Source organism: Bacillus sp. NH11B (genome assembly GCF_001884205.1).
GTDB classification, from domain to species: domain Bacteria; phylum Bacillota; class Bacilli; order Bacillales; family Bacillaceae_G; genus Bacillus_A; species Bacillus_A proteolyticus.
In genome coordinates, this window is sequence record NZ_MAOG01000107.1 from 411,519 (window position 1) to 419,349 (window position 7,831).

Here is a 7,831-nt window from a genome sequence, read left to right on the forward strand (position 1 = left end):
AAACTTCCCCCTTATATGATTGATACGTTTTTTGTACAAACTACTTTTTTTATCATATATACTGCCTGTTCTAACTCTTCATTCGTTACAATAAGCGGTGGTAATAGTCTTATAACATTAGGCCCTGCTTGTAATACGAGCAGTCCCTCTTTTTCTAGTTGTTCTATAAAACTTGCAACTTCATGCGTACATTCAATTCCAATCATAAGCCCCTTACCACGTATATTTTGAATACATTCGACATGTCGTAATTCTTCTTGCAACTTCTCTAATACGTACTCGCCCTTTTTTTGTACTTCTTTTAAAAACGATGGTCGTTTACTTACTTGCAATATTTCTTTCGCTGCAGCCATTGCAACATAATTTCCGCCAAACGTTGAGCCGTGTGATCCTGCAGTAAATGATGGTCCAAGTTCTTTCCTACCAATCATCGCTCCAACTGGAATGCCATTTCCAAGCGCTTTAGCGGTAGTAACGATATGAGGATTTATTCCCATTTGTTCGTAAGCAAATAATGTCCCTGTTCTTCCGATCCCTGTTTGTACTTCGTCTATAATAAATAAGGAGCCAAACTTATTACATAATGTTTCAATTGCTTTCAAAAAAGATAGAGCAGCAGGTATGACCCCTCCCTCTCCTTGAACAACTTCTACCATTACCGCCGCAACTTCTTCATTCATTACTTCCTCTAATGCCTTTATATCGTTAAAAGGGATATGTAAAAAAGACGGAAGTAGTGGACCAAATCCTTCTTTCACTTTATTTTGCCCCGTCGCACTCATCGTTCCGAATGTTCTACCGTGAAAAGACTGCAGACATGTTACGACGAGAGATTTTCCAGTATGCTTACGGGCTAGCTTCAAAGCTGCTTCATTCGCTTCTGCCCCGCTATTACAGAAAAAAACATAATCTAATGCTATATTTTCTGTTAATAATGACGCGACTTCTTCTTGTAAGCTGTTTGTAAACAGGTTAGATATATGCCATATATCATTAAGTTGCTCTTGTACAGCTTTCATCACTGTAGGGTGACAATGTCCTAAATTACATACTCCAATACCTGAAGTGAAATCTAAATATTGCTTACCATTTGTATCAATAACTTTCGTTCCCTTTCCCTTTACAAACTCAATAGTTCTTCTCCCATACGTTTGAAAAAGGTGACTTGTCATACGATACTCACTCCTTTCGTTACTGTCGTTCCGATACGCTCTCCCGTAACTTCAGTAAAATCTTTTGTACCGTTCACAATACTTATCTTTTGCACTCCCATTTTTAATGACGCTAGTGCCGCCTGTACTTTCGGAATCATCCCGCCTGTAATAACCCCTTTTTCAATAAAAGTATCAATTTCAAATTCGTCCGTTTTCTTTACTAATTTTCCTTCATGTACTATTCCATCTACATCTGTAATAAAAATAAGTTCTTTTGCGGATAGCGCGGCCGCAATTCCAGCTGCGGCGGTATCCGCATTTATGTTATAAATCTCATTATCATGTATGCCGACTGGAGCAATAACTGGAATATAATTCATATTTATTAATCCTTTTAGTAAGGCTGTTTCGACATAACTTACTTCTCCCACATATCCTATCTCCTCGCTGGCAGGTTGAACTTGAAGTAAATTGCCGTCACATCCTGAGCAACCTACCGCAAGTAAATTATGCTTTTGTAAATTCATTACGAGTTTTTTATTCGTACTTCCGCATAGCACCATTTGAACAATATCCATAACTTCTTTTGGTGTTACTCGTAACCCATCTCTTTTTTCTACTTTGATGTTACAATCTATTAATTTGGCATCAATTTCTGGACCACCACCATGAACAATCACTACCTTATACTTTTGTTGCAATTTCTTTATACAATCAAAAAACAGATCATTTAATTGATTCAACATACTACCGCCGCATTTCACTACAATATAATCGCTCATCTTCCCTCTCCTTATGTACGATAACAAGCGTTTATTTTCACATATTCATAGCTTAAGTCACAGCCCCAAGCTGATCCTGTTTCTTCTCCTAAATGTAAATAAACATCAATAATAATTTCATGTTCTTGTAATCTCTTTTTCATTTCCTCTTCAGAAAATGTTTGAGGCTCACTATTTTTTAATACCGAGATAGATTGAAGAGTAATATCAATTGCATTTGGATTAATAGCTACTTCACTTTGTCCAATACTACTAATAATTCGCCCCCAATTTGGGTCCTCACCATGTATTGCTGTTTTCACAAGACTCGAACCGACTATTTGCTTTGCGATTTTCTTTGCCTCTTCATTCGTTTGAGCTCCTAGCACATTTACTTCTATTAACTTTGTAGCGCCTTCACCATCTTGTGCAATTTTTTTGGCTAAATCTTCACATACCTTCTGTAAAGCAAATACGAAAGTTTCCCACTCTGTATGTTCCATATTGATTGGTTTCGTTTCTGATAATCCACTTGCCATAGCGATGACCATATCATTCGTAGAAGTATCTCCATCCACCGTAATTTGATTAAATGTATGATTCGTTATTTGTGATAATGCTGTTTGCAATACGTCACGCTCTATATTGGCATCTGTTGTAATAAAACTAAGCATCGTTGCCATATTCGGATGAATCATGCCTGAACCTTTAGCAACACCAGCAATGGTCACTTCTTTTCCATCAATGATCATCTCATAGCAAGTTTCTTTCGTTATAAGATCCGTCGTTAAAATCGCTTCAGAAAAAGAATGTGCTTCACTTACTTCCTTTGTCGGTATAAGAGTTGCAACTCCTTTTCGGATTATATCCATCGGTAAAGGAACACCAATTACACCCGTTGAAGCCACTGCAACGTAGTTTTCTTTCACTCCAAAATGTTCCGCCCCTAATGCACGCATCTCGTATGCATCTTGTAATCCTTTCATTCCTGTACAAGCATTTGCATTTCCACTATTGACGATAATTGCTTGCAATTTCCCCTCAGCTGCTATACTGTCTTTCGTTACTTGCAGCGGGGCTGCTTGTATTTGATTTGTTGTATAAACAGCGGCACATGATGCTGGTACATCACAAACGATTGCACCTAAATCCTTTTTCTCCTTTTTCAAACCATTTGCAGTACCCATTGCCGAAAAGCCTTTCGGCGTTACAATTGAACCATTTTCTAATTTTGTAATAGATTCTACTTTGATCATCACGTCCCCCTTATAGATAAAGCGGCATATGCTGTAAACCCGTTGTTTCTTCTAGTCCCGCTAATAAATTTGCATTTTGAACCGCTTGCCCAGCTGCGCCTTTCATCATATTGTCTATAACAGAAACGACTGTCACTCTTCCTGTTCTTTCATCGTAAGCTATCCCCATATCACAATAATTTGAGCCCCTCACTTCTTTTGGACTTGGAAACTCTCCTTGCGTGCGAATTCGAATAAAAGCCGATTGTTCATACGTTTCTTCATATAATTTTTGAAGTTGTGCTATCTTCATTTCTCCTTTCACTTTCGCATAAAGTGTAACCATAATCCCCCGTGATATCGGTATTAAATGTGTACTAAACGTGATTGGATTCGTTTCCCTATTCCACTCTGCAAGCATTTGCTCAATCTCAGGAACGTGTTGATGCTCATTTACTTTATAAATGTGCAAGTTATCGTATAACTCAGGAAAGTGAGTCATTGTTGTTGGCGTTTTGCCCGCTCCAGATACTCCTGATTTCGCATCAATAATAATCGAATCTTCTTCAATCATGCCGATACGTACTAACGGCGCTATCGCTAATAATGCCGCTGTAGCAAAACATCCTGGGTTTGCAATTAAATCTGCATTTTGAATCTCGGACCTTTTCCATTCACTTAACCCATATACTGCTTTCCTAAGAATTTCTTCCTGTGCAGCTTGCCTTTTATACCACAGTTCATATGACGAGGGATCTATCATACGAAAGTCTCCAGATAGGTCAATTACTTTTAAACCCACCTGTAATAATTTTGGAGTTAACTCTACCGATACTCCTGCCGGGGTTGCTAAAAATACAATTTCCGCGGTCCTTTCTATTGCCTCCACATCAATTTCTTGTAACGTATGGACAAGAACATTTCGAAGATGCGGATATACATTTGTTATACACTCACCAACTTGTGAAAAAGAATGGAGAGATGCTATCGAAAAATATGGATGTTGTTCTAATAACCGAATTAACTCAATGCCTCCATATCCAGTTGCTCCAATAATTGCGACTTTCATAAGCTCCTCCTCATATCGATTCTTTAAATTAAGTATGATTATAATATTGTATATTTATAGAGTCAATTAAATATTTATAAATTTTTAAAACTTAAAAAACTTAATTTTACTAAGAAAACAATATATACGATCTAATTTTTATACAAAAACAATGTATAATAGTATTTTTATTTCACTTCAAGTACAATAAAACAATACATGTATACATACAGGTGGGGAAAAACATGAATGAAAAATTAATTGAGAAAATGATTACAAAAAGTTTTCGGCAATATCAATGTAATCCTGTTTCAAAAGAGGATCAGGAAATGCTAATTAAACATATTCAAACGATGATTCATTCAAATACTGAAATTGATGTATACGAGGCAGTTGAGGATATCGTTTACGATTATGTGACTGGAAAATAAAAAATAGGAGATTTCCATATGGAAATCTCCTATTTTTTACTTAATGATTTGCCTGCAACACGTTCAAATAAACCTGGGAATAATGCGTAGAGCTTTGGCCCCATTCCCATCCACTTCGGCAAGTTTACTTCACGTTTTTTCGTTTGCATCGCCTTTACGATTTGTTCTGCTACATATGTTGGCTTTAACATGTAACGTCCCATATTTTTCACATATGTACCTGATTGATCGGCTATTTCAAAAAAGTTCGTGTCTATCGGTCCTGGGTTAATTGCTGTTACATACACATTTGTGTTAGATAACTCCATACGCAAACTATTCGTAAATCCTAATACAGCGTGTTTTGTTGCTGCATAAGCACTCGACTTCGGAGTTGCAATTTTTCCAGCCAATGAAGCAATATTAATAATTTGTCCTTCGTTCCTTTTTACCATATAAGGCAATACCGCTTTCGTACAAGCTACTAATCCAAATACATTGACTTGAAACATATCCTTTACTTCATCCATTGAAGCATCTTCAAACGTTTTAAAAATACCAAACCCAGCATTATTTACCAATATATCAATACGTCCTACTTCTTGTAATACCTTTGAAAAAACAGATTGTACTTTCGTTTCTTCACTTACATCTAATACATAGTAATAGCAAGGCGTATTATAAGTTGCTTTAATTTTGTCTGCTAATGCTTGTAGCTTCTCTTCTGTTCGAGCCATTAATACTGGAGTTGCTCCCTGCTCTGCAACTTGCATTGCAACTTGCTCTCCAATTCCACTAGAAGCACCTGTAATGACGATTACTTTGTCCTGTAAACGTCCCGTCATTGCTGTCACCTACTTTGCATAATAAATCAATTGTGGTGAAGATTCATCAATCATCACTTGTTGATTATATGCTAAAAAGTCTAATTGTCCAACAGTTTCTGAGATAGTAAGTGGCAATTGCTCTTTATATAATACCGGAAATAGTTTTACACATACTTCAAATGCTGTCATTGGCTTTTCCTTTAATAGCTCCAGCACTTTAAAAGCACGTGTCTCTTGCTTTTGTAATCTTGTTTCAATAAGTTGTTTCACATTCAGAACATCTTCCCCATGCCCGGATAAAATACGTGCAATATTCATTTCACTTAAACGTTTTAACGTTTGATTATACTGCAACAAAGGATGCGCTCTTTCTGTTTGCCCTTCATATGGTGGTTCTAATATTGGATTTGAAGAAATATGACTAATGAGAGCATCTCCACCAATTAATATTCCATCTGATTCTCTATATAATGAAATATGAGTAGAAGCATGACCTGGGGTTTCAATCACTGTAAATCCAGGTAACGAATCTATACGATCTCCCTCTCTCACGGTATGTGTTAACGACCTATTACAAGAATATTTAAGTGTCTTCGTCGTCAATAATGCCTCACCATTCAAAAATGCTGCTGGAACGCCGAACTGCAAGGCCGTCTCTTTAAAAAATTCATGATACCTCTTTAAAAATTCGGCATTCTGCGTGATCCAAGGTTCATTCCAAGGATGTCCAATAATCTTTACTTTTTCAGAAAATGTATTTAAAAGTCCACAATGATCCGCATGGTGATGCGTAATAACTACCGTTTCAATATCTTCTATCTTATACCCTAATGCACCTAATTGGCTTTCTAGTGCCTTCTTTGCTTCTTCTGTATTTGTCCCTGTATCAATTAACGTTAATGCTTCTCCCTCAACTAAAAACACATTCACTGTCTCAACTGCAAATGGAACAGGAATCTCCATTCGATGAATCGCCGCCATGCTTAGCCCCCCTGTCTTTTTCCGGTTCAAAAATGAATACCTCTTCAGTTTACAACTTCCCTATAAATTTGTCATTATTTTCAGATAAAAAGAGGTGTTTTCCATAAAAAAACGAATTTATGTACATTTATAAGTATTTCTAACCAAATTTAAAGGAGGAACATCATGTCTATTCAAAACATTTCCTTTCTCGGTGCAGGCTCTATTGCCGAAGCGATTATTAGTGGTTTATTAAACGCAAATGTTGTTAAAGGGGAACATATCACTGTAAGTAATCGTTCTAATGAGACAAGATTACAGGAGTTACGTAAAACATACGGTGTCAAAGGTACACATAACAAAAAAGAATTACTTGCTGATGCAAATATTCTTTTTCTAGCTATGAAGCCAAAAGATGTCGCAGAAGCGATGATTCCTCTTAAAGAATACATAAATAATGACTTGCTTATTATTTCGTTGTTAGCAGGTGTTTCTACTCATTCAATTAGAAACCTACTTCAAAAAGACGTTCCGATTATTCGTGCGATGCCAAATACATCTGCGGCTATTTTAAAGTCCGCTACTGCTATCTCACCTTCAGAACATACAACGGAAGAACATATTCGCATTGCAACATCGTTATTTGAAACAATCGGTCTCGTCTCTGTTGTAGAGGAAGAAGATATGCATGCTGTCACTGCATTGTCTGGAAGTGGACCAGCTTATATTTATTACGTAGTAGAGGCGATGGAAGACGCCGCAAAAAAAATTGGTTTAAAAGAAGATGTTGCAAAATCACTTATTCTTCAGACGATGATTGGTGCTGCTGAAATGCTAAAAGCAAGCGAAAAACACCCTTCTATTTTGCGAAAAGAAATTACTTCTCCTGGCGGAACTACCGAAGCAGGTATTGAAGTGCTACAGGAGCATAATTTTCAACAAGCATTAATCTCATGTATTACACAAGCAACGAAACGATCACATGATCTTGGAAAAACATTAGAAAAAATAGCAGAAGAAACATAAAAAACGGAGCTCAATTTTATTTGAGCTCCGTTTTTATTTTAATCATATGCTTCTAGTTATTACTCTTACCAAAAATCTCTTCTTGCAGACGACGACCTGTTGGTGTTGCTGCAAGTCCACCTTCTGCTGTTTCACGAAGTGCTACTGGCATCGTTTGTCCAATTCTAAACATCGCCTCAATAACTTCATCACATGGAATTGTACTAGTTACACCAGCTAATGATAAATCAGCTGAAATCATCGCATTCGCAGCTCCTGCTGCATTACGTTTTACACAAGGTACTTCTACAAGCCCTGCAACAGGATCGCACACTAAACCAAGCATATTCTTTAATGAAATTGCCATCGCTGTAGCTGCTTGATCTGGTGTTCCACCAGCCATCTCAACTGCGGCTGCCGCTGCCATTCCA

The 7,831-nt window shown here is 37.0% G+C and carries 9 protein-coding genes; 2 read left to right on the forward strand and 7 right to left on the reverse strand.

What is annotated here, in order from left to right:
- Positions 1 to 11: 11 nt before the first annotated feature.
- Genes argD through argC form a run of 4 tightly spaced genes read right to left on the reverse strand, consistent with a single transcriptional unit; the run spans position 12 to position 4,219 of the window.
- Positions 12 to 1,172 carry an acetylornithine transaminase gene (gene argD / locus BAU27_RS18495; RefSeq protein ID WP_071771603.1) on the reverse strand — a complete coding sequence of 387 codons (1,161 nt, stop codon included), beginning with the start codon at positions 1,170 to 1,172 and terminating at the stop codon, positions 12 to 14.
- Entirely contained in the window at positions 1,169 to 1,936 is a 768-nt protein-coding gene (argB, locus tag BAU27_RS18500) for an acetylglutamate kinase (RefSeq protein WP_071771604.1), read from the reverse strand. The genes argD and argB overlap by 4 nt, the downstream gene beginning before the upstream one ends.
- 11 nt (positions 1,937 to 1,947) lie before the next feature.
- Positions 1,948 to 3,171 (reverse strand): bifunctional glutamate N-acetyltransferase/amino-acid acetyltransferase ArgJ, encoded by a 1,224-nt coding sequence (gene argJ, locus BAU27_RS18505; RefSeq protein WP_071771605.1) that lies wholly within the window; start codon positions 3,169 to 3,171, stop codon positions 1,948 to 1,950.
- 10 nt (positions 3,172 to 3,181) lie between these two features.
- Positions 3,182 to 4,219, reverse strand: a complete 1,038-nt coding sequence (gene argC, locus BAU27_RS18510) for an N-acetyl-gamma-glutamyl-phosphate reductase (protein ID WP_071771606.1) — start codon at positions 4,217 to 4,219, stop codon at positions 3,182 to 3,184.
- 224 nt (positions 4,220 to 4,443) lie between these two features.
- Between argC and BAU27_RS18515 the strand changes: the two genes are divergently transcribed.
- Positions 4,444 to 4,629, forward strand: a complete 186-nt coding sequence (locus BAU27_RS18515) for a YqzH family protein (protein WP_071771607.1) — start codon at positions 4,444 to 4,446, stop codon at positions 4,627 to 4,629.
- Between the two features lie 29 nt (positions 4,630 to 4,658).
- Here the strand turns inward: BAU27_RS18515 and BAU27_RS18520 are convergent, their stop codons facing one another.
- On the reverse strand, positions 4,659 to 5,453 hold the full coding sequence (locus BAU27_RS18520) for an SDR family oxidoreductase (protein ID WP_071771608.1): 795 nt from the start codon (positions 5,451 to 5,453) through the stop codon (positions 4,659 to 4,661).
- Between the two features lie 9 nt (positions 5,454 to 5,462).
- Positions 5,463 to 6,416, reverse strand: coding sequence for an MBL fold metallo-hydrolase (locus tag BAU27_RS18525; protein ID WP_071771609.1), 954 nt, complete (start codon positions 6,414 to 6,416; stop codon positions 5,463 to 5,465).
- Positions 6,417 to 6,581: 165 nt separating this feature from the next.
- Between BAU27_RS18525 and proI the strand changes: the two genes are divergently transcribed.
- Positions 6,582 to 7,421, forward strand: coding sequence for a pyrroline-5-carboxylate reductase ProI (gene proI / locus BAU27_RS18530; protein WP_071771610.1), 840 nt, complete (start codon positions 6,582 to 6,584; stop codon positions 7,419 to 7,421).
- Between the two features lie 52 nt (positions 7,422 to 7,473).
- Here proI and BAU27_RS18535 read toward each other — a convergent pair.
- The coding region (locus BAU27_RS18535; RefSeq protein ID WP_175546548.1) for an L-serine ammonia-lyase, iron-sulfur-dependent, subunit alpha at positions 7,474 to 7,831 on the reverse strand (358 nt) is incomplete at its 5' end.

Coding starts and splice junctions, on each gene's coding strand:
- argD (WP_071771603.1), bottom strand. CDS start 1,172: ATGACAAGTCACCTTTTTCAAACGTATGGGAGAAGAACTATTGAGTTT.
- BAU27_RS18525 (WP_071771609.1), bottom strand. CDS start 6,416: ATGGCGGCGATTCATCGAATGGAGATTCCTGTTCCATTTGCAGTTGAG.
- argC (WP_071771606.1), bottom strand. CDS start 4,219: ATGAAAGTCGCAATTATTGGAGCAACTGGATATGGAGGCATTGAGTTA.
- BAU27_RS18515 (WP_071771607.1), top strand. CDS start 4,444: ATGAATGAAAAATTAATTGAGAAAATGATTACAAAAAGTTTTCGGCAA.
- argB (WP_071771604.1), bottom strand. CDS start 1,936: ATGAGCGATTATATTGTAGTGAAATGCGGCGGTAGTATGTTGAATCAA.
- BAU27_RS18520 (WP_071771608.1), bottom strand. CDS start 5,453: ATGACGGGACGTTTACAGGACAAAGTAATCGTCATTACAGGTGCTTCT.
- proI (WP_071771610.1), top strand. CDS start 6,582: ATGTCTATTCAAAACATTTCCTTTCTCGGTGCAGGCTCTATTGCCGAA.
- argJ (WP_071771605.1), bottom strand. CDS start 3,171: ATGATCAAAGTAGAATCTATTACAAAATTAGAAAATGGTTCAATTGTA.